Genomic DNA, 24,584 nt, shown 5'->3' on the forward strand with positions numbered 1-24,584 from the left:
CAGTTGCCCTTTTTGCTTCAACCGTTCACCGTCAGGCCTGGATAAGCCCGCACCGGCACCTTGTGCCTCAGCGGCTGTTGGCGAGCCAATTGTGCCTGGACCTGTGCAACAGCCTCCAACACCCGTTGCGCCCATTGCTCGTCTTGCGGATCAACCACCACCACACGAAACCCGTGGTCGAAACCTTCAAGCTGAACGCCTTCAGAATCATCGACGTGCAAGTCGATGTCGAAGGCCGGCGGAAATTTCGACGGGGTGCTCGTCAACCCGCGCTCCGTGAGTGCCTGGTTATGGCGCACGCTGTTGACCACGCCGTCGACGTGGATGCCGTACAGCAACAACCAGCGGCGGATGTAGGACGGGGTGCGGCCGGATGAGGTGTAGACCCAGACACTGCAGCCCTGGCGACGTAGCTCGCGGGTCAGGGAACGGGTGCCGCTGCGCAGGGGTTCGCCCAACCAACGGTGCACACACGCCGGCAAGCGGCTGTGTTCGGTCGCACTGTGGTGGAGCTGGCAGGCCAGTGTGTCGTCGATGTCGAACGAAATACGGATTCGCTGACGCTTGAACACACGCTTGATCGTGTCGAGCACTGGGTACCTTCCCATCAACGGCCCCCCTGATGGGCGGGCGCGGGTGTGTCGCTCAGGAAAAATTCTGTTGGATCCGGAGCATTATCTTCCAGGAACGCTGCGTATTTTTTCTTGATCTTGGGCAATTCGTACAAAGCCATCACGCCATGCTTGGCGGAGTTGCGTATCACCGAGGACGGGTTGAAATAGCCTTCGGCGTTGTCCAGCGTCAGCACGAAAGGCGGCAACCCCTCGCGCATCAGCAGGTAGCTGACGATCAGCGACCCGCTGCGGTGATTGCCTTCAATGAACAACTGCGGCTTGCTCAGGACCCGGACGTAGACACCGGCGGCTCGCTTCCATACGGATTCGTTATGGTGCTTGCAATACCAGTTGTACAGATCCTTGATGCCACCTTCGACATTGTTGAAAAAGTGCACTTCGGTCGCCGCCAGGTGCTGCGCGTATTCCTGCCGGCGTACCGGGTCGCTGCCACACAGTACCGTGGCATTGATCTCCAGCATCAGGTTCAGTTGCTGGAGGTCAAACAGGTCGACACCGCGCGCAACATAGTCGTCAATCAGGGCATAACCTTCAAGCACATTCTGCAGCACTTCGTTTGTGAATGGGTCGCGTGGCTCGGTGAAGTCCTGGCTGAGCTGGGCAAAACGCGACTGGACCTCACGCAGTGCGCGTTCAATCGCGGCCAGGTCAAGACGATGTGTTGCAGGCATTGGCAATCCTGAAAAACGCCGCATGGGTCAGCTGAACTTGCCGCTGATGTAGTCCCCTGTCATTTGCTCACGCGGGTTCTCGAAGATCTGCGCGGTCGGGCCCATTTCCACCAGGTAACCGGTACGGGTGCCCTGGGAAATGTCCACCGAGAAAAACGCGGTGGTATCCGCCACACGGATCGCTTGCTGCATGTTGTGGGTGACCAGCGCGATGGTGTAATCCTTTTTCAACTCGACCATCAGCTCTTCGACACGGCGCGTGGCAATCGGGTCCAGTGCCGAACACGGTTCATCCAGTAACAGCACTTCCGGTTCGGTTGCGATGGCACGGGCGATGCACAGGCGTTGTTGCTGGCCGCCGGAGAGCGACAGGCCGCTGACCTTGAGCTTGTCCTTGACCTCATCCCACAGCGCCGCGCCTTGCAACGCGTGTTTGACGCGGTCGCCCAGGTCGCCTTTGTAGCGGTTCAGGCGCAAGCCGAAGGCCACGTTGTCGAAGATGCTCATCGAGAACGGGTTGGGCTGTTGGAACACCATGCCGATATAACGGCGCACGACCACAGGGTCCACGCCCTTGCCGTAAACGTCTTGGCCAAGGAAATGCACATGGCCTTCGAAACGGAAGCCCTTTACCAGGTCATTCATGCGGTTGAGGCTACGCAGCACGGTGGACTTGCCGCAGCCGGACGGGCCGATGAAGCCGGTAATCTTGTTCTTCTCGATCGGCACATGACTATCACGCACCGCCATGAAGTTGCCGTAGAAAATCTTGTCCAGCTTGCAGTCCATGACCACAGGCGCCTGGGTGACAAACGGAGCGGCTTTTTGCGCAGTTGATACGTTCAAAATTCAGGTGCTCCCGTTCTTAGTACTTGGGCTTGCCGAAGATACGGCTCACGATATTCACGACCAGCACGATCATTACCAGCACCAACGAGGCCGCCCATGCGAGCTCGAGCTGGTTATCGAAAGGCATGCCGGAGAAGTTGTAAATCAACACGGCAAGGGATGCCGTCGGATTCATGACTGCCAGGCTGCCGTCGTGGTAGATCCAGTAGTTGCTGAACAGCGCGGTGAACAACAGCGGTGCGGTTTCGCCGGCAGCACGTGCAACGGCGAGCATCACACCGGTCAGGATCGCCGGCATGCCGGTGGGCAAGACGATTTTCCAGATCACCTGCGAACGGGTGCAACCCATACCGTAGGCGGCATCCTTCATGATCTTGGGCACCATCTTCATCGACTCTTCAGCCGTCAGCACCACGATAGGCAGCATCAGCACGGCCAGCGCCACGCCACCGGCCGGTGCCGAATAAGTCCCAGTGGTCATCACCACCAGGGCGTAGGCGAAAACACCCGCCAGAATCGACGGCAAGCCAGTGAGCATCTTCGCGGCGAAGCGCGAGGCGTTCGCCAGTTTGCTGTCCGGCCCCAGCTCCGCGAGGAAAATCGCGGCCAGGATGCCGACCGGCACGGCAATGGCGGCAGCGATACCGACCATCACGAACGTACCAGCCATGGCATTGCCGAAGCCGCCGCCGGTCTCGAAGCCGGTGGGCGGCAGCTCGGTGAACACTTCCAGGCTCAGGCGCGCGCCGCCACGGGTGATCAGCATGTAGAGCACGGAAATCAGCGGGACGGCGGCCAGCAGCGCGCCGAACCACACCAGCGTGGTCAGCACCAGGCTGCGCAAGGCACGGCCTTCGAACCGCCGCTGCAGGCTCGGCATGGCGACGATGGGCGTAGAGAGATCAGTCATTATTTGGTACCCCGCTGGGCGTAGACCATGATCATCGAACCGATGATGTTTACCAGCAGCGTGATAAACATCAGGACCAGTGCGGCATACATCAACACTTCAATCTCATTCGGGCCGGCTTCGGGGAAGTTCAGTGCCAACAAGGCCGCCAGCGTGTTGGCCGGTGCAAACAGCGAGAGGGAAATGTTGTTCGCGTTACCTACCAACATGGCCAGGGCCATGGTTTCACCCAAGGCGCGACCGAGGCCGAGCACCAGGGAACCGAAGATGCCGGTGGCGGCGGATGGCACCATCACCTTGAGAATCGCTTCCCAGTGCGTGGTCCCCATGCCGTAGGCAGCTTGCTTGGTTTTCATCGGCACACCGGTGAGGGCGTCCTGGGAAACGGCGGCGATGGTGGGCAGAATCATGATCGCCAGTACCAGCGCCGCCGGCAGCAGGCCCGGCCCGCTGAGGGACGTGCCGAAAAAAGGGATCCATCCCAGTTCGGTGTTCAGCCACGCGGTAAGCGGGCGGATGGCCGGGATGACCACATAAATGCCCCAGAGGCCATAGACCACGCTGGGGATGGCGGCGAGCAATTCAACGATGGTGCGAAACACCGCCGCGAGTTTTGCCGGCAGGAAATCCTGGGTGAGAAAAATCGCCATGCTGACGCCGAAAAAACCTGCGATCAGCAAAGCGATAAAGGCGCTGTAAAGCGTGCCCCAAATAGCTGGCAGAATGCCGTATTTACCTTGGTTAACGTCCCAGACACTGCCGAACAGCACATCAAAACCGTGCTTTTCCATGCCGGGAAGTGCCTTGCGCCCTACTTCGAAGACCAGCGCAAAAACCAGCGCCAGCACCAGCACTACGCCTATGCGTGCAAGTGCACGGAAGGTGCGGTCAACCAGGAAATCCTTCGTAGAGGGTGGCTGGCACGCAGAATCCGGGTTAACCGGTACGACAAAAGGTGTGTTCATTGGCTAATTCCGGAACAAGGGGGAACGCTCCCGGCATGGCTGAAAGCCCATGCCGGGAACCGCCTGGCGGCCTTACTGGATGTTGGCGGAAGCTTTACGAACTTGATCGACAACCGATGGCGGCAGTGGGATGTAGCCCATCGAGTCGGCGATTTTCTGGCCTTCGGTCAGGCTGTACTCAACCATTTCACGCATGGCCTTGGCTTTGGCCGGGTTGCCGTTGTCCTTGCGGAAGATCATCCAGGTGTAGGAAGTGATCGGGTAGGACTTGGCGCCATCCGGATCCGGCAGCCAGGCCACCAGGCTTTCCGGCATTTTCACCGCAGCCAGGGCTTCTGCGCCGCTTTCGGCGTTCGGTACGACGTACTTGCCGGCCTTGTTCTGCAACTGGGCAAAGTCAACCTTGGCCAGTTTGGCGAAGCCGTATTCGATGTAGCCAATCGCGCCTGGGGTCTGACGCACAGTGGCGGTCACACCGTCGTTCTTCGGCGATTTGATGAATTTGTCGCTGGCTGGCCAATTGACGGTGTTGCCTTCGCCCAGGTCTTTCTGGAACTCAGGGTTGATCGCGGCCAAGTGCTTGGTGAACACAGCGGTGGTGCCGCTGGAGTCGGCGCGCACGACCACGGTGATCGGCATGTCAGGCAGTTTCACGCCTGGGTTGGCGGCGACGATCTTAGGATCGTTCCACTGGGTGATCTTGCCCAGGAAGATGTTGGAGTACACATCGCGAGGCAATTTGAGCTCTTTAGGATTGCCCGGCAGGTTGAAGGCCAGCACGATTTCACCGGCCGTCATCGGCAGCAGTTGCGCGCCTTCGGCCACCTTGGCGATGTCTTCGTCTTTCATGGCCGAGTCGCTGGCGGCGAAGTCGACGGTTTTGTTCAGGAAGTCTTGTACACCCGCACCGCTACCCTTGGATTGGTAGTCAACGGTGACGCCCTCGGTTTTCTTGCTGAAATCCTTGAACCAAGTGAGGTAGATCGGTGCCGGGAAACTCGCACCGGAACCGGTCAGGCGGATGCTCTCGGCAGCAAACACCGAGGTGGCACTGAGAGAAACCGCAACGGCGAGTGCAGCAGACTTCATCAGACGTTTCATTAAGGAAAATCCTTGTGATTTCGGGCCCGGCAACTCTGCAACAATCTTGTTACGGTTTTATGAACGTGAAGTGGCAAAACGCCTGTTTGTCCCCCTCTCCCCCCGCAATGACGGGATTTGATGTCATTGGTTAGTAACAAAATGCGACTAAGACTTTGCCATCCCCCCCCACGCGAGTTCCGCCCCATGTCCTCCATAGAAGACGCCTTGATGCAGCGCATCCACCGTGAGCTGCTGGATCACAGTGACGAAGAGCTGGAACTGGAATTGTCCGAAGATGGGCACGACCTCAACGCGCTGTTTGACGAGCACGAGGGTGAAAGCAGTGAAAAAGCCGCGCGCAGGATTTATTTCAGCGAACTGTTCCGCCTGCAGGGCGAACTGGTGAAATTGCAAAGCTGGGTGGTCAAGACCGGCCACAAGGTGGTGATCCTGTTCGAAGGACGCGATGCCGCCGGCAAAGGAGGTGTCATCAAGCGCATCACTCAGCGCCTGAACCCCAGGGTCTGCCGGGTCGCCGCCCTGCCCGCGCCGAATGACCGCGAACAGACCCAATGGTACTTCCAGCGCTACGTTTCACACCTGCCGGCCGCAGGCGAAATCGTGCTGTTCGATCGCAGCTGGTACAACCGTGCCGGCGTCGAGCAAGTCATGGGGTTTTGCAACGCGGACCAGTATGAAGAGTTCTTCCGCACCGTGCCGGAGTTCGAGCGCATGCTTGCCCGCTCCGGTATTCAGTTGATCAAGTACTGGTTTTCGATTTCCGATCAGGAACAACACCTGCGCTTTCTCAGCCGCATTCACGACCCGCTCAAGCAATGGAAGCTCAGCCCCATGGACTTGGAGTCGCGTCGGCGCTGGGAGGCCTACACCAAGGCCAAGGAAATCATGCTCGAACGCACCCACATCGCCGAAGCGCCGTGGTGGGTGGTGCAGGCGGATGACAAGAAGAAGGCTCGCCTCAACTGCATCCACCACTTGCTCGGGCAGATGCCATATGAAGAGGTCGAGTTACCGGTGATCGAACTGCCGCAGCGCGTGCGGCAGGAGGATTACTCCCGCAGCCCGACGCCACCGGAACTCATCGTGCCGCAACGTTACTAACTCAGCTGTTCACACAGGAACGGCACACTGGCGAGCCGTGAAGTCGGATGAAACGCCAGTACCCGTGTTGCCACCAACAGGTAAGCGACTTCCTCGGAGGACATGAACGCCATGCCTCCGAGGATTTCGAACGCCCGCGTACTGATACGGTTGATCGCCTCCTGCACGGCAAACCGCGTGGCTTGCGCGCGCGCCAGGTCAGCGCGCAGGAACCGGTTCTGGTCGATCGCGTCCGCCAGCCCACGTATCGCCATCGTCGCGCCCTGCAGATCGATCAGCAGCATTGCGCGATCATCCTGCGAACCTTTGTTGCACGCCAATGCCTTCGACGCCAGCGCAGACGCCATGCCCAGGTAGGACGCCGAGGCGAGCAGCTGGAACCAGATCGCAAACAAGTGCTCACCGGTGCCCTGCTGCACATCGTCCAGTTGGTGATCCACGGCTTTACTGAAATACATCATCGCCTCTGGCACCAAGAGCTTGTTGAAGATCACTTCATGGCTATCGGCTGCCTGCAAATGCGGCACCGACCAGAACTTGTTGCGCTGGATGTTCGGATCACCCGCCAACCCCAGGCCGATACCGATATGCGTCTGGCCTTGCGGGTCGACGTAGTTGACGCCAAAGGTGATCGCGTCAAAGTGATGGGTCATCGTGCACGGCTTCTTGCTGCCGCTCACCAGATAACCCGCGGCGGTCTTTTCAACGGACAGCGTGGACTCAAGGATATTGGCGTGCGCCCGGCCCTCGGCAAAACCCGAGGCAACCAACAGGTTGTTGCGGGCGACCAGGCCTAGCAGCCCCTGAATATCGGGAAAGAAACGACTGGCTGCCATCATGCCGGCCACCGTGTGATGGTGCATGGTCATCATCACCGCCAATGAAGGGCAATGGGCGCCGACCCAGGTATGCACCTGGGCCAAGTTGACGGCACTAAGCCCTCCACCGCCAAGTGCCTTGGCGATGGAAAGCCCTGGAGCGCCGACAGTTCTAAATAACGTGGCCAGTTGTTTCGACTCACCGCGTTCAAGTTCAATAAGCGAGGTCTTTTCTAGAACAGCCACCACGTCCGGAATACAGGCTAAAGCCGCATCTCTTTCTTCACTCAGGAACATATTGATCAACCCTTATGATTGTTTAGGCTTCAAGTAATGTCGCGCATAACGACTGTCCAACTTCGACAGCGGCAATAACATAAAGAAGTCCGCCACATTGAATTCCTTATCCCAGGCCGGCGCACCACAGACCCAACCCCCGCTGCGTAAATAACCTTTGAGTAACGGGGGGACGCGCGGCACATGTCCGGGCTCGAACGTATCAAGGGGGAAAGGCAGGTGGGGCGTTACGCGATAGTCGGCGGGCGCCAGATTCTGCGCGGTAAAGCCGCGATACAACGCTGCTGCATCGTGGCCGCCGTCGGACAGGCTAACGCTTGCGCAGCCCATCAAATGATCACAACCCTCGCGTTCCATGTACTTCGCCAGGCCCGACCACAACATCATGATCACGCTGCCGCTGCGGTACTCGGGGTGAACACAGGCATGCCCGGCTTCGACTGTCCTGGCGCGCAACGACGCCAACCCACTGAGATCGAACTCCCTTTCCGAATAGTAGTGCCCCATGCGCTGTGCAGCGGCCGGGCCCATCAAGCGGTAGGTGCCGACCACGGCTGAAGTGCTGGCGTCGCGGACCAGCAAGTGGTCGCAGTAGTCATCAAACTCATCGGTATTCAACGCCTCTGGATTTTCGAGTTCAGACAACTGGAACGTTTCGGTGAATACTCGATAACGCAGGCGTTGCACCTCACGTATTTCTTCTTGCCGAGTGGCGAGACTGACCACTAATGCTGCACGCGGAAGTTGTGCAGTTAACTGTTCTTCACTGGATACCGACAGAGATCGCATTCCTGTTCCTTTGAGTCGCCATACTAATAAGAGGCACGTAATGAACAGGACACTAACATGCGACTTTATTCAGGCAACGTAAGGAAACTCCGAAACAACTTGCGATCTTTTGTGGTGAGCACGCTCACCACAAAAGGGTGCGTCAACGTTAGAGGGGCGAGCTGCTGACCACCCGCAGCGCCAACCCTTCATACGCATCCAGGGTAATGGTAAATGCCCCCTCCGCCGTCAGGTCGCCCTCCACCCGCTCGTTGATGATGTCCACCACCATTCCGGCAGCAATATCCGGCAAGTGCAGGGTTTCGGTGATCGCCGTGGCACCGAAATTCAACGCAGTGATTTGTGTGCCTTTGCCGGCCGGCAATTCGTGGACCATCACCAGCAGCGCCGAGTTTTCCACCTCTGGCACCAGGATCTGGCGGCTGGCGGCGATGTCATAGGCACGGCGTACCGCGAGGATTTTCTGCAGTTGCGAGGCAAAGGATTCGGGGTCCTGCAACTGGGTGTTCAAGCTGCCATACAGGCTATTCGAACGCGGCATATGGCCCGCCGAAAGCTGCGCATCCGGGTTCAGATCCACCAGGTCATAGGCACCACGGTGAATCCAGCGGGTGTCGCCATCCTGCATCAGGTGTTCGACCTCTTCAGCCGCCAGCGGCAGCGCGCCCACCAAGTCCCACCCCGACAAGGCAAACACCCCAGGCTGCATGGCGTTGTACATCACCAGCAGCAAATGGATCTGACGGATCTGCTGGATATCCGCCGCTGTGATCGCCTCCAGATCACGAATGCCCAGCGCCGCCGTGATGATGCTTGCCGTAGTGCACGACACGCCATTGGTCACGAACTTGAGGTTGTACGGCGCATGCTCGCCGGCCAGGCGCTCGTACATCTGCTCGCGGATGTGCTCGCGCAGGATGTTGCCGGGAAACGTCTGGCCCTGGTACAGAAAGGTGTCATGGGCATGCAGCGTCCAGAAGTGCACCAGTTCCAGGGTCAATTCATCGTGGTTCTGCAGCGCATGTATCAGCGAGCCTGGGTCGATGCCCTGGCGGTGCATTTCACGCAGCATCAGGCGCAGGAACTCGGCATCGCCCATCAGCAGCGCATGCTGGTACGCCGGTCGGGTGATGAAGTCATAGGACAGGTCGGCACCGCCATGGGACATGGACGCAATGTCATCCACGGTGAGGTTCAGCTCCTGAAAGCTAAAGCCGCCGGCCTTGCGGATTGCGCCGCCGAGTAACTGGTTGCCGGTAATCGACAGCGGATGGCTCTCGGACCAGGCCGTACCGTCAAGCTTGCGTTCCACCCCCAGGAAACCATTGGCGTCCAGGCGCAGGATCTTCGCGCCCATCACGTCGATGGCGTGCAGCGCATCACCGATGATCATCTGCTGTGCGGCGAAGGTCGGGTCCAGCCAGTTCAGCGACGGTTGGCCCTCCTTGAAATAATGCAGGTACACCCAGCGGCGCGGCTTGCCATCCACGCCCTGCACCACGTCTGTCGCGCTCCAGTCGGTTTCCTTGACGCCGGGCTCAAAGAAGATCACCCGCTGCAACTGGCCGACGATGTAGTGTTTGTCACGCAACGCGTCGACCTGGGCGGGGCTGAGGTTCTGCGCATCACGGCCTTCGACGACGTCCGGCAGCAACGCCCAGTCTTCTTCGCGAATTTCCACCATGTGGTACAGGCCGGGATAGTCCTCATACGCCATCTCGGCCAGTCGAAAGTCTGCGCCCTTGCCGGTGTGCGAAGGAATCACATCGTCGATGATCACCGCATTGTGCGCCGCGGCCATGCGCGTCAACGCCTGCAACTGGGCCTCGGTGCCCAACTCGGGGTCGATCTCGAAGCTGATGCGGTCGAAGTTGCCATCGATGGTCGGCGTGTGCTGCGTGCCCTTCAGGCCACCAGACTTCTTCAGCGGGCCATTGTGAATACCCTGGATACCGATCTTCGACAAGGCATGCCACAGCGCCTCGTCCCCCAGCGCCTCCAACACCGTGCCGCCCTCGCGGGTCACGATCGACGCCGGGTACGCCGTAAACCACACTGACGACAGGGCCGTGGCATCACGGGGCCGAGTCTGCGCGTATGGCTGCTGCCACAACCGGCCCTGGCCCGAATAGAGCCTGGCGCGCTGGCGTGCCGCGTGCAGCATCGATTGTTCCACCAGCCAGTTCACATGGTTGTTTTCAGCCGCCGTCATAAGTCTGGTACCTGTTGTCGTAAAGCATTGCTCGTGAACATATGAGGGTGGTGTGGGCCATTCGTTGCATTGGAATGAGCCCCCTTCACAGACTGGGCGCAATCAAATGTGGGCGCTGGCTTGCCTGCGAAGGCGTCTACCGGATCTACCTGATCCCTCTGGGCGTCTGCATCGCAGGCAAGCCAGCTCCCACAGCAAAGCGCCCACCGGATACTTAACGGGTATCCCGATACTGCCTCGGCGTAAACCCCGTCGACGCCTTGAACTGGCGGGTAAAGGCGCTGTGGTCGGTATACCCGCACTGCAACGCGACTTCCGTGATCGGCAGGTCGGTGTGCAACAGCCGGTGCGCGTGCTCGAGCCGCACTTTCTGGATCATCTGCCGAGGCGTGAGGTGGAACACGCGCTTGCAGTAGCGCTCCAACTGCGCCACTGAAATGCCGGCGATCCGCGTCAATTCACCCAGGGTCACGCGACGGTTGAAGTGCGCGCGGATGTGCGCGTCCACGGCGGCCAGGCGCTGGTACGCCGGGTGACTTTCGCTGGCGGTTTGCAGGTCGACCGAGATACCGGCCAGGCCAATGATCGCGCCCGTGTGGTTGTACAGCGGCCACTTGTGGGTCAGGCACCAGCCGGGTTCGCGGGTGCCGTACAGGTGCAGTTCCAGCTGATCTTCCAGCACAAAACCCTGCTCCAGCACGCGTCGGTCCTGCTCGGTGTAGCCCGGCCCCAATTGCGCGGGAAAGACTTCGGCACTGGTCTTGCCCAACAGCGGTTGCAACTGCTTGAGGCCACAGCGCTGCACCAGGGTGCGGTTGGCGAGCACGTATCGGGCGTGGGTGTCCTTGATGAAAATCGCGGCATTGGGGATCACGTCCAGCATCGGCAATAGCTGCGCGACACTGCCCAATAACTGTTCGATGTCTTGGGGGCTGCTCCCTTGGCAAAGGGTCGCAAACGCGCTCTGCATCATGACGGTTGATCCCCACTGGTTGCCTTCACGGGTAGCAGATTGCCCGATGCTCGCCCCCCTGTCGAGAAAGCAAAACTGTGCTGATTTCGTCATCGATGCCGGCAAAAAACATCAATCGCGCCGCCGTCTGGAAGTTCACTGTATGGCCACTGCATGCCTATCCAATAACTCACAAGAAGGCGACGCTATGTCAGCTCAAGGCAAGTTCAAGAAACAGCTTTCCCTGATGGACCTGACCTTTATCGGGTTGGGTGCCATCTTTGGTTCGGGCTGGTTGTTCGCAGCCAGTCACGTGTCTGCAATTGCGGGTCCTGCGGGCATCATTTCCTGGCTCATCGGCGGGTTCGCGGTGCTGCTGCTGGGCATTGTGTACTGTGAGTTGGGCGCGGCATTACCGCGCGCCGGCGGCGTTGTGCGCTACCCGGTTTATTCACACGGCCCGCTGCTGGGCTATCTGATGGGCTTCATCACCCTGATCGCGTTTTCCAGCCTGGTGGCCATCGAAGTCGTCGCCTCGCGCCAATACGCCGCGGCGTGGTTTCCAGAACTGACCAAGGCCGGATCCAGCGACCCGACGACCCTTGGCTGGCTGGTGCAATTCGCCCTGCTGTGCCTGTTCTTCGTGCTCAACTACCGCAGCGTGAAGACCTTCGCCATCGCCAACAATCTGGTAAGCGTATTCAAATTCATCGTGCCGTTGCTGGTGATTGGTGTGCTGTTCACCTTCTTCAAACCGGCGAACTTCCAGGTCCAGGGTTTCGCGCCGTTTGGGCTGTCGGGCATCGAGATGGCGGTGTCGGCCGGCGGGGTGATTTTTGCCTACTTGGGGCTGACGCCGATCATCTCAGTGGCCAGTGAAGTGAAGAACCCACAACGCACGATTCCGATTGCTTTGATCCTTTCCGTGCTGCTGTCGACAGCGATCTACCTGTTGTTGCAAACCGCCTTCCTTGGTGGCGTGCCCACGGAAATGCTCGCCAACGGCTGGGCCGGGATCAGCAAGGAACTGGCGCTGCCTTATCGGGACATTGCCCTGGCGTTGGGCGTCGGTTGGCTGGCCTACCTGGTGGTGGCCGACGCGGTGATCTCCCCCAGCGGCTGCGGCAATATCTACATGAACGCGACCCCCGTGTGGTGTATGGCTGGGCGCAGACCGGGACGTTCTTCAAGATTTTCACGCGTATCGATGAGAAATCCGGCATTCCCCGCCCGGCGCTATGGCTCACCTTCGCCTTGTCAGTGTTCTGGACCCTGCCGTTTCCGTCCTGGGAAGCGCTGATCAACGTGGTGTCCGCAGCCTTGATCCTCAGCTACGCCGTGGCGCCGGTCACCGTCGCTGCACTGCGTCGCAATGCGCCACAGATGGCGCGGCCGTTCCGGGTCAAGGGCATGGCGGTGCTGGGTCCGCTGTCGTTCATCATCGCCGCGCTGATTGTGTACTGGTCCGGCTGGAACACGGTTTCCTGGCTGCTCGGCCTGCAGATCCTGATGTTCGTGGTGTACCTGCTGTGTGCCCGCTGGGTGCCAACCGCACACCTCAACATCAAGCAACAAGTGCGCTCGTCTGCCTGGCTGATCGGCTTCTACGCGGTGACCATCCTGCTCTCCAAGCTCGGCAGTTTCGGCGGCATCGGCGTGATCGGCCATCCGCTCGACACAATAGTCGTCGCGGCTTGCGCACTGGGCATTTACTACTGGGGCGCCGCGACGGGCGTACCGGCTCACCTGGTACGGCTGGAACACGAAGCCGATGAAAGCGAAGCGGTTGACGAGCCTCACGCCCCGCTGACGCCCGCGACCTACTGATTCAGGAGCATTTTATGAAGCGACTGCATGTGATCGACTCCCACACCGGCGGCGAACCGACGCGCCTGGTCATGAGCGGTTTCCCGGCGCTGAGCGGCGCCACGATTGCCGATCAATTGCACAGCCTGCGCACCGAGCATGATCAATGGCGCCGCGCCTGCCTGCTTGAGCCGCGTGGCAATGACGTACTGGTCGGCGCGCTGTATTGCGAACCCGTCACGCCGGGCGCGATCTGCGGTGTGATCTTCTTCAACAACGCCGGTTACCTCGGCATGTGCGGCCACGGCACCATCGGCCTGGTCGCGTCGCTGCACCACTTGGGACGCATCCAGCCCGGCGTGCACACCATCGACACACCCGTCGGCCCGGTTGCCGCAACGCTGCACGAAGACGGCGCCGTGACCCTGCGCAATGTGCCCGCCTATCGCTTGCACCAACAGGTGCCGGTGGAGGTGCCCGGCCACGGCGTGGTCTACGGCGATATCGCCTGGGGCGGCAACTGGTTTTTCCTGGTGTCGGACCATGGTCAACGCCTGCAGATGGACAACGTGGATGCGCTCACCGACTACACCTGGGCGATGCTCAAGGCCCTGGAAGCTCAAGGCATTCACGGTGCAGACGGCGCACTGATCGACCACATCGAGTTGTTCGCCGATGACGACCGGGCCGACAGCCGCAACTTCGTCATGTGCCCCGGCAAGGCCTACGACCGCTCGCCTTGTGGCACCGGTACCAGCGCCAAACTGGCCTGCCTGGCCGCCGATGGCACACTCAAGCCCGGCGAAACCTGGACCCAAGCCAGCATCACCGGCAGCCAATTCGACGGCCACTATGAATGGGACGGCGAGCGCGTACGCCCCTTCATCACCGGCAACGCCTACATGACCGCCGACAGCACCTTGCTGATCGACGAGCGCGACCCTTTTGCCTGGGGCATCTGAGCCCTCCCCTGTTTGTACTGAACGTTCCAAGGAGCTAGAACAATGAGCGACAACATCTTCACCGGCTGCATCCCCGCCCTGATGACCCCGTGCACCGCTGAGCGCAAGCCGGACTTCGACGCCCTGGTCACCAAGGGCCGCGAGTTGATCGATATCGGCATGAGCGCCGTGGTGTACTGCGGTTCCATGGGCGACTGGCCGTTGCTCACCGAGGCCGAACGTCAGGAAGGCGTGGCACGTCTGGTGGCCGCGGGTGTACCGACCATCGTCGGCACCGGTGCAGTCAACAGCCGCGAAGCCGTGGCCCATGCCGCCCACGCCGCCAAGGTCGGCGCCCATGGCCTGATGGTGATTCCGCGCGTGCTGTCCCGTGGTGCATCCGCTACCGCACAAAAGGCGCACTTCTCGGCGATCCTCAAGGCCGCGCCAGACCTGCCGGCAGTGATCTACAACAGCCCCTACTACGGCTTCGCCACCCGCGCCGACCTGTTCTTCGAACTGCGCCGCGAACACCCGAACCTGATCGGTTTCAAGGAGTTCGGCGGCGGTGCCGACCTGCGCTACGCCGCCGAACACATCACCTCCCAGGACGATAATGTGACCTTGATGGTCGGCGTAGACACCCAGGTGGTACACGGTTTCGTCAACTGCAACGCCACCGGCGCCATCACCGGCATCGGTAACGCCTTGCCACGGGAAGTGCTGCAACTGGTGGCATTGAGCAAAAAGGCCGCCAAGGGCGATGCCAAGGCCCGTCGCCAGGCCCGTGAGCTGGAGGCTGCGCTGGCGGTGCTGTCGTCCTTCGATGAAGGCTGCGACCTGGTGCTGTATTACAAGCATTTGATGGTGCTGAACGGCGACCAGGGCTATGCCCTGCACTTCAACGAGACCGACGTACTCAGCGAGGCGCAACGCCGTTACGCCGAACACCAGTACGCGCTGTTCCGCCAGTGGTACGCCAACTGGTCGGCGGAACAGAACGTCGCCTGATTCCCTTGCGCGCCGCTGCGGTTCTCGCAGCGGCCACCCTCATTTCTACCAGGACGATCCCATGACTCTGACGGGCAAGATGCTGATCGGTCAGCACGCCACTACCGGCAATCGCGAGGCGATCCGGGCGGTTAACCCCGCAACCGATACCCCCATGGAACCGGCCTATCCGGGCGGCGACCGCGAACATGTCGCCCAGGCTTGCGCCTTGGCGTGGGCGGCGTTTGATGGGTACCGCGAAACCTCGCTGGAAGCTCGGGCCGCCTTCCTTGAAGCCATCGCCGCGCACATTGAAGCCCTGGGTGATGAACTGATCGAGCGCGCCGTCGCCGAAACCGGCCTGCCACGTGCGCGTATCCAAGGCGAGCGCGGGCGCACTTGCGGCCAACTTCGCACCTTCGCCCGCACCGTACGCGCCGGGGAATGGCTGGATGTGCGGGTGGATCCTGCACAGCCGCAGCGCCAGCCTCTGCCTCGTCCAGACCTGCGCCAGCGCCATATTGCACTGGGCCCGGTGGCCGTGTTTGGTGCGAGCAACTTCCCCCTGGCCTTTTCCGTAGCGGGGGGCGATACCGCCTCCGCACTCGCCGCCGGTTGCCCGGTGGTGGTCAAGGCCCATGGCGCGCATCCGGGCACCAGTGAACTGGTGGGCCGGGCGGTGGCGCAGGCCATCCAGGCCTGTGGTTTACCCGAGGGTGTGTTTTCGTTGCTTTACGGTTCGGGCCGCGAAGTGGGGATTGCACTGGTCACCGATCCGCGGATCAAGGCGGTTGGCTTTACCGGCTCGCGCAGCGGTGGCGTGGCGTTGACACAGGCGGCGCAGGCACGGCCCGAACCGATTCCGGTGTATGCAGAAATGAGCTCGATCAACCCGGTGTACCTGTTTCCAGCCGCGTTGGCGGCGCGCGGCGAAGGGTTGGCGAAAGGCTTCGTGGGGTCGTTGACCCAGGGTGCCGGGCAGTTCTGCACCAACCCAGGCCTGGTGATTGGCGTACAAGGGCCTGCGCTGGATCGCTTCATCAGCACGGCCAGTGAGCTGCTGCCCACCTGTGCAGCGCAGACCATGCTGACCCCCGATATTTTCAAGGCCTACGATTCAGGCGTGACAGCACTGACTGAACACGCCAGGGTGGCGGCGAAGGGGTTGGCAGCAGAAGGTCCCAACCAGGGCCAGGCTCACCTTTTCGTGACCCCGGCGAAGGATTTTTTAGCCAATGAACAGTTGCAGGCTGAAGTGTTCGGCGCAGCCTCATTGATAGTCGTTTGCGCCAGCAACGAAGAGATGCATCAGGTTTCCGAACACCTGGAAGGTCAACTCACCGCCACCCTGCATCTGGACGACGACGATTTGCCAAGCGCCAAAGCCCTGCTGCCGGTGCTTGAGCGCAAGGCCGGCCGCCTGTTGGTCAACGGCTGGCCGACGGGTGTGGAAGTCTGTGATGCCATGGTTCATGGCGGCCCCTTCCCCGCCACGTCGGACTCACGTAGCACGTCGGTGGGCACGGCGGCGATCCAGCGGTTTTTGCGACCGGTGTGTTATCAGGACTTCCCCGATGCACTGCTGCCTGACGCGCTCCAGCACGGTAACCCTTTGCTGCTGCGGCGCCTGCTTGATGGCCAGAGGGAGGCGTAGGCCATGTCCGATCCCGATATCGTAGTGGTCGGCGCCGGTATCATCGGCGTCGCCTGCGCCCTGCAACTGGCGCGCCAAGGCCAGCAAGTGTGGGTGGTCGACCAACAGGAACCCGGCATGGGCGCGTCGTATGGCAACGCCGGGCACCTGGCGACCGAACAGGTGTTCCCCATCGCCGACCTGTCGATCCTCAAGCGGTTGCCCGGCATGCTGCTGGACCCCATGGGCCCGCTGCGCCTGGATTGGAAATACCTGCCGCACGCCCTGCCCTGGTTCTTGCGCCTGCTGTTGAACCTGCGCCCGGCGAGCTATCAGCGCACCGTGGCGGGAATTCGCACGCTCAATGAAGGCAGCCTGGGGGCGTGGCAGCGCCTGCTGCACAGCATCGGGCATCCGCAGTTGCTGCGTGAGGACGGCTCGCTGCTGGTGTTTGAGCGCGCGGATTCACGGGACACCCTCAATGCCTTGCAGCAGCGCATGCAACAGCAGCAGGTGCCGGGGGACTTCTGGTCTGGCGACGCCATTCGCCAAGCCGCACCGCAGTTGAGCGACAACCTCCAGGGCGGGCTGTTTTTCCCAGGTACCGGGCACTTTCTAGATCCCTACCACGTGGTCTGCGAACTGGTGCACGCGGCCAAGGCCAGTGGTGTGCAATTTCTTAAACGCCAGGTGCTGGATGGCCGCGTCGACGCGCACGGCGTCTCACTCAGCACCGACCAGGGACCGCTGACCGCACGCCAGGTGCTGATCGCCTGTGGCGCCCACTCGGCCAGACTGACTGCCGCCCTGACCGGCAAAAAAGTCCCACTGGACACCGAGCGCGGCTACCACCTGATGCTGCCCCATGAACACAATCGCCTGCCGTTTGCCGTCACCTCCCTGGAGCGCAAATTCATCATGACGCCCATGACCCACGGGCTGCGCCTGGCCGGCACGGTGGAATTCGCCGGCCTTGATCGCCCGGCGAATATGGCGCGCGCCTGGCAGTTGCACCGGTTGAGCAAGGGGTTGTTTCGCGAGGAGTTGAGTGCAGAAGGTGCAACGCCATGGATGGGGTTTCGGCCGTCGCTGCCGGATTCACTGCCGGTGATTGACCGGGTGTGTGACGGCAAGGTGCTGCTTGCGTTTGGGCATCAGCATTTGGGTTTGACCCAGGCGGCGGTGACGGCCGAGTGGGTTGGGGCGTTGGCGAGGACGGGCCAAGCACCGTCAGTGGCGCCCTATCGCCTGGATCGGTTCTGACATCGCTTGTAGCGAGCAGGCTACTTGACCAACCGTTTCTCCTTCGAGGGGCGATAGCCGAAGTATGAGCTATAGCACTTGCTGAAATGACTCGGCGAGACAAATCCACAGGCCACCAGCACTTCAACCTGTGACAGCTCGGTGTGCTGCAACAGGCGCCGCGCTTCGGTCACGCGCAGTTCCATGTAGTAGCGCTGCGGCGTGGTGCCCAGTTGTTCCTTGAACAACCGCTCCAACTGGCGCCGGGACCGGCCCGCGTAGACGGCGAGCTGATCCAGTTCCAGGGGTTCTTCCAGGTTGGCGTCCATCAGTTTCACCACTTCACGCAGGGGCGCGCTGACGCTGACGTTTTCCGTGGGTTTGATGCGCCGGTAGCGGGATTCTTCAAAGGCCAGGATGTCTTCGATGCCTTCGACCAATGCCTTGCCATGCAAACCTTTGATCCAATCCAGCGCCATATGGAAGGCACCGGACGGGCTTGAGGCGGTGAGGCGGTCGCGGTCAATCACGTAGGGTTCGCTGGTGACGTGGGTCGCCTTGGACACTTCAGCCAGCGCCGGGCGATGTTCCGGGTGGATGGCGCAGCGGTAGCCTTGCAACAACCCGGCACGCCCGAGGAACCAGGCACCGTTCCACAGGCCGGCGAGGCTGATGCCCTGCTCGGCGGCGCCGCGCAGCAGATGGATGAAGTCTTCGCTGGCCTTGAGTTCCGTGCGAAAGCCGCCGCAGATCACCAGCAGCTCAAGGTCTTGCAGGGCCGCCACGTCGATACGCGCATCGGGGCGGATCACCAGGCCAAGGTCGCTGATGACTTCGCCATCGTCACAGCCGAAGGTACGCGAGGCAAACAGGTCGGGACGCAGCAGGTTGGCGGTGACAAAGGTGTCGAGGGTCTGGGTGAATGCGGGCAGGGAAAAATGTTCGAGCAACAGGAAGCCAACGCGGGCAACCGACGCGGGCTGTGAGGTTTCGTTGAGGTAGCGCAGGTTCTTGCCTTTCATGCCACCGCTGAATTGACGTCTTTCCATCGAGGGTTGGCCCACTCTTATTGTTGATGCAATGGGCGCCATCTTAGGGGCAAATGCGTTGGCTGTCTCAGGCACTGATCTTGAAAATAACCCAAACGATCAAAGCCCCCGGCTTAACGGGGCCAGAGGTATCTGATACGGTTTTTTCTTTACTATCTGCATCTGTATCGAAACGCCACCTGGGCGGACAATAGCGCCATCCCAACTCCCTTCCCTCTGGAGGCCTTATGACCAAGATGGCACTTTTCCTGTTCGGCTTTTTGGTGTTGACCATCGGCATCGGCCTGCTGGCGACCATCTCGCCGGTCTGACATTCAGCCGGCAAACAGCATCGGGTACAACGACAGCACCAGCAACCCCGCCATCGCCCCATTGAACATCCGCAACCAGCGCGGCTCACGCAACACATTGCGCAAGCCGCTGCCGCACCCGACCCACACACAGACGCTGGGTAGGTTGACGACGGCGAACACCAGGGCGATCACCAGCACATTGGTCACATAACCTTCGGCCGGCGTATAGGTCGTGATTGCCCCCAGCGCCATGATCCAGGCCTTGGGGTTCACCCACTGGAACGCCGCTGCACCGAGGAACGTCATCGGCTTGCCCTGCTCATCAGAACTGTCGGACATGCCGCCCGCCGTCGCAATCTTCCACGCCAGGTACAACAGATAGGCCGCGCCCACGTAGCGCAACACACTGTAGGCCCACGGAAATACCTTGAACACTTCGCCCAGCCCCAGGCCCACCGAAATCACCAGCAGCATGAAACCAATGCTGATCCCCAGGGCATGGGGCATCGATCGGCGAAACCCAAAGTTCACGCCCGACGCAAGTAACATGGTGTTATTGGGCCCCGGTGTGATCGAGGACACGAAGGCAAACAGCACAAAGGCTGATAACAGGCTGGTAGACATGAACATAACGCGGCATCCAAACGCAGGGGTATGCCAGCGACAGTAGAGGGTTATGGCCTGCCCTGCCCCGTACAGCCACCTCACGATTGAGGCATACACTTTTTTTTGCCAAAGCTTTCACAAACCTTTCACAGACGGGGGCCTATGGTGAACCCAGCTCCTAACAAACATCCTTTTAGCCCGCGCTCCCCACGCGGGCTTTTCTTTGCCTGGGATTTCTCACGGCAAAAAAAAAGAGGCAAGCCATTGCGCATGGCTTGCCTCCGGCTTCGGTTCCTTAGCGCGGACCGCCTCCTGGGCCAGGGCCACCGCCCTGACCATGTCCGCCACCATGCCCGCCGCCACCCCCCGGTGGCATGAATATCCAGCAGCCTGACAGGGTCGACAATAGCGCGACCACGACCGCCGCTTTGGTTAGATAACTCAACTTCATAACCACACTCTCTTACGTGACGAGATTGACTTCTCGCTGGGTAAGACAGCGCCAACTCAAGTGCGTCATGGCTATCGTGTAACCTGATGGTAGGGTTTGTAAGCCCGGCGGTACAAGGTGCCGTCAGTTCTGCGGCCGCTGCCAGGCTGTCCGGCTTTAATGAGAGCACACCTTTCAATTAGCATGAGCGTCCACTCATGGAAAAACTGATTGCCAGAAGGCTCGCCGGGACCCACCAATGAGAGATCTCCCCCCACTGCCACGCTTCGCGCGTTCGAAGTCGCGACCCGACATGCGACGTTCACTTCAGCCTCAGAAGAGTTGCATGTGACCCAGAGCGCCGTCAGCCATCAACTCAAACACCTTGAGGACCTCTGGGGGTTACAACTCTTCCAGCGCGGCAAATCTTTGCGGTTGACCCCAGCCGGCGCCGCACTGGCGCCCATCGTGCGCGAGTTTTTCGTGAACCTGGAAACCACATTGACGGACCTTAGAGAACAAAAAGGCCGGGTTCGGCTCAAGGTCAGCACCACCTATTCTTTCGCTCTGAAATGGTTGCTGCCCCGGTTGCCAGGCCTGTCGCAGCAGCACCCGGAAATTCTGATCACGCTGGAAACCAGTGACAAAGCGATCAACTTTTCCAGCGCGGATTCAGACGTGGCAATTCGTCTGGGCAACGGTCATTACCCGGCCTTGCATTCGGAGTTCATGCTCAGGGAGCAAATTTTCCCGGTGGCCAGCCCTGACCTGCTTAACCGTTTTGGCGCCCCGCACGAGCCCGCCGAATTGTTGCGTTACCCGCTACTGATGCGTGACGGCGCAGACCTGGTGCCCAAGTGGGAAGCCTGGTTCGAGCACGTCGGCGTGGGCGTTGCGGCACTCAAGGAAAGCGTCAGGTTTGCTGACACCAACATGACCATAGAAGCCGCCTTGCTGGGTCAGGGCATCGCCTTGGCGCGTAGCGGCCACGTGGAGGCCGAAATCAACGATGGCAGCCTCGTGAGGTTGTTCAATGTGCCGTTTGCCTCACCGGTCGCCTATTTCTTTGTCTGCCCCAAAGGGATCGAAACCCAGCCTCACATCGTCAGCTTTCGCAACTGGCTGCTGGCGGAGTCGACTCAGGCCCAACAACACTATCGTTGACAGCATGAGCAATGACTCATGCCAGGATGAAGGGACTTCGCTGTTGTCCAACCGCCAGCTTGCTTAACATGACGCATGCCCTTTCCTATCGTAATACTCGTCCTCTTCGCCGCCCTCTTGCACGCCAGCTGGAACGCGCTGTTGCGTGTCGGCGCCGACAGGCTGTGGTCGATGACCGTGATGTGTCTGTCGGTTGCCCTCGTCAGCATTGGCGTTGCGCTGTACCTTCCAGCGCCCGCCGCCGCCAGTTGGCCTTACGCCGCACTCTCGGGTGTCTTGCACGTCGGTTATAACCTGTTCCTGGTGCGCAGCTACAAAGTGGGTGATCTCGGGCAAACCTACCCGATCGCACGTGGCTCCTCGCCCATTTTGATCACATTGTTCGCCTTGGCATTTGCTGGCGAAACCCTCAGCACCAGCGCCCTGTTCGGCATTGCGCTGGTGTCGGGCGGCATTATTTCACTGGCCTTCAGGCAGCGCAGGCTCGCGGTCCCCAGCTTGCCTTACGCCTTGGGCACGGGGTTTTTTATCGCAGCCTACAGCGTGACCGACGGCATAGGCGCACGACTCTCCGGTGCACCGATGGCCTATACCGCGTGGATGTGCGCCCTCTGGGGCGTACTGATGCCACTGGTTTATATGGGCCTGCGCGGTGCCCGCAGCCTGTTTGCCCCGCGCCCGGGGCTCATCCCCGCCTTGATGGGTGGGCTGGTCTCACTGCTGGCCTACGGCATTGTGATCTACGCCATGTCTGAATCGCCGATGGGCTCGGTTTCCGCCTTGCGCGAGACCAGCGTACTGTTTGCGGCATTAATCGGTTATTTCTTCCTGGGCGAGGCACTGACTGTCCGCAAAGTCCTGGCGTGCGCGGTAATTGCCGCCGGCACGATGCTCATCGGCTAGATTCACCTCCCTCACAAAAAGGTTCAAGACATGGCTACCGGCTCTTCAGCTCCCCTGATTCTGATCACCGGCGGAAGCCGGGGTGTAGGCGCGGCAACGGCGCGGCTCGCGGCGGCGCAAGGCTACGACGTCGCCATCAGCTACATCAACAATGAGGCCGCCGCACTCGGCGTGGTGGCTGACGTGCAAGCGCTCGGACGACGCGCCTTGGCCATACGCGCCGACAGTGCCGACCCGGAACAGGTCGCGCATCTGTTCCGAGCCATCGACGAGACGTTCGGCCGCATCGACGTTCTGGTCAACAACGCCGCAATCATCGCGCTTCAATCGCGTTTTGAAGACCTCGACGTTGCGCGCATGCAACGCATCTTCGCGATCAATGCCATCGGCCCGATGCTCTGCGCGCAGCAAGCCGTGAAGCGCATGTCGTTTCGACACAGCGGCAACGGCGGCAGCGTGATTAACGTCTCCTCAGGCGCCGCGCGGTTGGGCAGCCCCAACGAGTACGTCGACTATGCAGCGTCGAAGGGAGCACTGGAAACCTTCACCATCGGGCTGTCCAAGGAAGTCGCGCGCGAAGGCATCCGCGTCAATTGCGTTCGCCCAGGGCATATCTACACCGAAATGCACGCCAGCGGCGGAGAACCGGGTCGCGTGGACCGCGTCAAGGACAGCATCCCAATGGGCCGCGGCGGCGAGCCCGAAGAAGTCGCGCGGGCTGTGCTGTGGTTGGCGGGCGCGGAGGCGTCGTTTATTACCGGGACTTTTCTGGATGTAACTGGGGGCAAGTAAGGCATTTACACACGCGTGACCGGGAAGCCACACTGCCTCGCCAAGCAGCCAGCCAGAATAACTGCTGATCAATTTTCCAAGTAAAAAAACGGGAACCCTGATGGGAATTAAAGTCGCGACGCTAAAGGGAATTTGCTTGCTGACGATGGCAGCCACAGGATTCGACGCGCTTGCCGGAACGTCGGAACAGCGCTATCTGTGTAAGGCGCAAGAAACACTATTATTCGGATGCGACTCCGGGCCGAAGATGATCTCGATTTGCGCATCGCAAGGGTTCTCAGCGACAACCGGCTATGTGCAATACCGCTTTGGCACGCCCGGCAAAATCGAATTGACCTACCCCGAAACACCCAGCCCACCGAAGGGTCACTTCTGGCTCAGCTCCACGAGCTACTCAGGTGGCGGCGAGGCACATCTGCGCTTTACCAATCATGGGGTAACCTACGCGGTTTTCGACCGTATGGTGCGCACAAACTTTACCCCCGGAGAACCCAACGACCCCGAGATGAGCGAGGGAATAGTCGTGCGTCCGCAGGGAAAGAAAGCCACACGTCGACTCTGTACCTCTTCCGAAGGCGGGATTCGCCAGCAGGCTTACACAACCCTAGAGCGTGAAGACTTCGACGACAATCTCGTTCCGTAAGCGGGCGCTTGAACTGAAACGGCAGGCAGCATAAATGGATGAATTGATAAAAGGCCTCGACGGGCCCAGGACTGCTCAGCAGGAATTGTTTTACGACCTGGAGGATGCAGCGGCGGTGATTGGGTGGTCGGTGGTTGAGCTGACCACCTTGGCCGCCAGCGGCAAGACGCCGGATGAGGCGGCAGCATTGATGAAAGTCTGCGCGTTGCTGGCGGCGCAGCAGGAGAAAATTGGGGCGTATGCAGCAGAGGTTAAAGACCAGAGGATCGTCAGGGCCGAGGTCGGTTAAATACGCTGATTAACAGCGTTAAAAAAAGGAATGTGCGAATGCCATTTTCATTGGAAGAAAGAACAGCGCTGCTTGCCCTCAAGGGCGTAGGCCCCACCGTTGTGACTCGTTTGGAGCAGATGGGGATCGATTCGATGGATGTCCTGCGGAAAGCGGATGTCAGTGACATCCTGGCGCAGGCATCGGCGGCATTAGGGTCGACATGTTGGAAAAACAGTCCGCAGGCGCGAGCGGCGATAACGTCGGCGGTGGAGCTAGCGAAAAAGTCGTGAGAGCACGTTCGGCGTGGCGCAGATAACGGAGAGTGCAGTGCTTATTGTTAACGCGGGACTTGATGAGCGGGTTCCGACGAGCTGAATCGCCCTAGGATTCCTAGAGTCATCACGAGTGTCTGCCTCTGGCCGACTGCTGCCTGTCGCCAATAGCTGCAGTCGGCCGATTTTTGCCGTTTGTGACGGGCAGCAATCGGCCAGGAGCAGACACTCAAAAAGCGTGCTGAA

Annotated in this window: 23 protein-coding genes and 1 pseudogene; 12 read left to right on the forward strand and 12 right to left on the reverse strand. The window is 60.4% G+C overall.

The window, feature by feature from the left end; all coding sequences use genetic code 11:
- Positions 1-17 precede the first annotated feature (17 nt).
- The 6 genes from AB4N92_RS26925 to pstS form a co-directional block, all read right to left on the reverse strand.
- Positions 18-608, reverse strand: a complete 591-nt coding sequence (locus AB4N92_RS26925) for a hypothetical protein (RefSeq protein WP_021493089.1) — start codon at positions 606-608, stop codon at positions 18-20.
- Complete coding sequence (locus tag AB4N92_RS26930) at positions 608-1,306, reverse strand: hypothetical protein (protein ID WP_010210302.1); 699 nt, start codon at positions 1,304-1,306, stop codon at positions 608-610. The genes AB4N92_RS26925 and AB4N92_RS26930 overlap by 1 nt, the downstream gene beginning before the upstream one ends.
- 27 nt (positions 1,307-1,333) lie before the next feature.
- Positions 1,334-2,095: a phosphate ABC transporter ATP-binding protein PstB gene (pstB, locus tag AB4N92_RS26935; protein ID WP_010210300.1), complete on the reverse strand. Its 762-nt coding sequence runs from the start codon at positions 2,093-2,095 to the stop codon at positions 1,334-1,336.
- A gap of 76 nt (positions 2,096-2,171) precedes the next feature.
- Positions 2,172-3,065: a phosphate ABC transporter permease PstA gene (gene pstA, locus AB4N92_RS26940; protein ID WP_010210293.1), complete on the reverse strand. Its 894-nt coding sequence runs from the start codon at positions 3,063-3,065 to the stop codon at positions 2,172-2,174.
- On the reverse strand, positions 3,065-4,030 hold the full coding sequence (gene pstC, locus AB4N92_RS26945) for a phosphate ABC transporter permease subunit PstC (protein WP_010210292.1): 966 nt from the start codon (positions 4,028-4,030) through the stop codon (positions 3,065-3,067). The genes pstA and pstC overlap by 1 nt, the downstream gene beginning before the upstream one ends.
- Before the next feature lie 72 nt (positions 4,031-4,102).
- Positions 4,103-5,131: a phosphate ABC transporter substrate-binding protein PstS gene (gene pstS, locus AB4N92_RS26950; protein WP_010210291.1), complete on the reverse strand. Its 1,029-nt coding sequence runs from the start codon at positions 5,129-5,131 to the stop codon at positions 4,103-4,105.
- A gap of 186 nt (positions 5,132-5,317) precedes the next feature.
- On the opposite strand from pstS, the gene ppk2 reads away from it, so the two are divergent.
- Entirely contained in the window at positions 5,318-6,235 is a 918-nt protein-coding gene (gene ppk2, locus AB4N92_RS26955) for a polyphosphate kinase 2 (RefSeq protein WP_010210290.1), read from the forward strand.
- Here the strand turns inward: ppk2 and AB4N92_RS26960 are convergent.
- The 4 genes from AB4N92_RS26960 to AB4N92_RS26975 form a co-directional block, all read right to left on the reverse strand.
- On the reverse strand, positions 6,232-7,299 hold the full coding sequence (locus AB4N92_RS26960; RefSeq protein WP_152609447.1) for an acyl-CoA dehydrogenase family protein: 1,068 nt from the start codon (positions 7,297-7,299) through the stop codon (positions 6,232-6,234). The genes ppk2 and AB4N92_RS26960 overlap by 4 nt on opposite strands.
- A gap of 63 nt (positions 7,300-7,362) precedes the next feature.
- On the reverse strand, positions 7,363-8,139 hold the full coding sequence (locus tag AB4N92_RS26965; RefSeq protein WP_021493085.1) for a GNAT family N-acetyltransferase: 777 nt from the start codon (positions 8,137-8,139) through the stop codon (positions 7,363-7,365).
- Between the two features lie 148 nt (positions 8,140-8,287).
- Positions 8,288-10,351: a maltose alpha-D-glucosyltransferase gene (treS, locus tag AB4N92_RS26970; RefSeq protein WP_042572372.1), complete on the reverse strand. Its 2,064-nt coding sequence runs from the start codon at positions 10,349-10,351 to the stop codon at positions 8,288-8,290.
- Positions 10,352-10,565: 214 nt separating this feature from the next.
- Complete coding sequence (locus AB4N92_RS26975; protein WP_010210281.1) at positions 10,566-11,324, reverse strand: AraC family transcriptional regulator; 759 nt, start codon at positions 11,322-11,324, stop codon at positions 10,566-10,568.
- A gap of 187 nt (positions 11,325-11,511) precedes the next feature.
- Between AB4N92_RS26975 and AB4N92_RS26980 the strand changes: the two are divergent.
- The 5 genes and pseudogenes from AB4N92_RS26980 (at position 11,512) to AB4N92_RS27000 (ending at position 17,936) form a co-directional block, all read left to right on the forward strand.
- Positions 11,512-13,130: pseudogene (locus AB4N92_RS26980) on the forward strand (APC family permease).
- Positions 13,131-13,144: 14 nt separating this feature from the next.
- Positions 13,145-14,071: a 4-hydroxyproline epimerase gene (locus AB4N92_RS26985; protein ID WP_044287237.1), complete on the forward strand. Its 927-nt coding sequence runs from the start codon at positions 13,145-13,147 to the stop codon at positions 14,069-14,071.
- A gap of 42 nt (positions 14,072-14,113) precedes the next feature.
- Positions 14,114-15,061 carry a dihydrodipicolinate synthase family protein gene (locus tag AB4N92_RS26990; RefSeq protein WP_045792072.1) on the forward strand — a complete coding sequence of 316 codons (948 nt, stop codon included), beginning with the start codon at positions 14,114-14,116 and terminating at the stop codon, positions 15,059-15,061.
- Between the two features lie 61 nt (positions 15,062-15,122).
- Entirely contained in the window at positions 15,123-16,694 is a 1,572-nt protein-coding gene (locus AB4N92_RS26995) for an aldehyde dehydrogenase (NADP(+)) (RefSeq protein WP_021493083.1), read from the forward strand.
- A gap of 3 nt (positions 16,695-16,697) precedes the next feature.
- Positions 16,698-17,936 (forward strand): NAD(P)/FAD-dependent oxidoreductase, encoded by a 1,239-nt coding sequence (locus tag AB4N92_RS27000; RefSeq protein ID WP_236267329.1) that lies wholly within the window; start codon positions 16,698-16,700, stop codon positions 17,934-17,936.
- A 20-nt stretch (positions 17,937-17,956) separates the two neighbouring features.
- Here the strand turns inward: AB4N92_RS27000 and AB4N92_RS27005 are convergent, their stop codons facing one another.
- Both AB4N92_RS27005 and AB4N92_RS27010 read right to left on the reverse strand, forming a co-directional pair.
- Complete coding sequence (locus tag AB4N92_RS27005; protein ID WP_074900581.1) at positions 17,957-18,964, reverse strand: GlxA family transcriptional regulator; 1,008 nt, start codon at positions 18,962-18,964, stop codon at positions 17,957-17,959.
- A gap of 314 nt (positions 18,965-19,278) precedes the next feature.
- Positions 19,279-19,887: a LysE family translocator gene (locus AB4N92_RS27010; protein ID WP_010210272.1), complete on the reverse strand. Its 609-nt coding sequence runs from the start codon at positions 19,885-19,887 to the stop codon at positions 19,279-19,281.
- Between the two features lie 637 nt (positions 19,888-20,524).
- Between AB4N92_RS27010 and gcvA the strand changes: the two genes are divergently transcribed.
- From gcvA to AB4N92_RS27040, 6 genes are all read left to right on the forward strand, one after another.
- The gene (gcvA, locus tag AB4N92_RS27015; protein WP_460128754.1) at positions 20,525-21,457 is read left to right on the forward strand and encodes a transcriptional regulator GcvA; all 933 of its coding nucleotides are present in this window, start codon (positions 20,525-20,527) and stop codon (positions 21,455-21,457) included.
- 75 nt (positions 21,458-21,532) lie between these two features.
- Entirely contained in the window at positions 21,533-22,360 is an 828-nt protein-coding gene (locus AB4N92_RS27020) for a DMT family transporter (protein ID WP_044287241.1), read from the forward strand.
- Positions 22,361-22,390: 30 nt separating this feature from the next.
- The gene (locus tag AB4N92_RS27025) at positions 22,391-23,152 is read left to right on the forward strand and encodes an SDR family oxidoreductase (RefSeq protein WP_010210261.1); all 762 of its coding nucleotides are present in this window, start codon (positions 22,391-22,393) and stop codon (positions 23,150-23,152) included.
- Positions 23,153-23,252: 100 nt separating this feature from the next.
- On the forward strand, positions 23,253-23,795 hold the full coding sequence (locus AB4N92_RS27030) for a hypothetical protein (protein ID WP_010210259.1): 543 nt from the start codon (positions 23,253-23,255) through the stop codon (positions 23,793-23,795).
- 34 nt (positions 23,796-23,829) lie between these two features.
- Positions 23,830-24,084, forward strand: a complete 255-nt coding sequence (locus AB4N92_RS27035; RefSeq protein ID WP_010210256.1) for a hypothetical protein — start codon at positions 23,830-23,832, stop codon at positions 24,082-24,084.
- A 38-nt stretch (positions 24,085-24,122) separates the two neighbouring features.
- The gene (locus AB4N92_RS27040) at positions 24,123-24,356 is read left to right on the forward strand and encodes a helix-hairpin-helix domain-containing protein (RefSeq protein WP_198832003.1); all 234 of its coding nucleotides are present in this window, start codon (positions 24,123-24,125) and stop codon (positions 24,354-24,356) included.
- Positions 24,357-24,584: the final 228 nt, after the last annotated feature.

It is taken from the genome of Pseudomonas sp. S3_A09, from assembly GCF_054668065.1.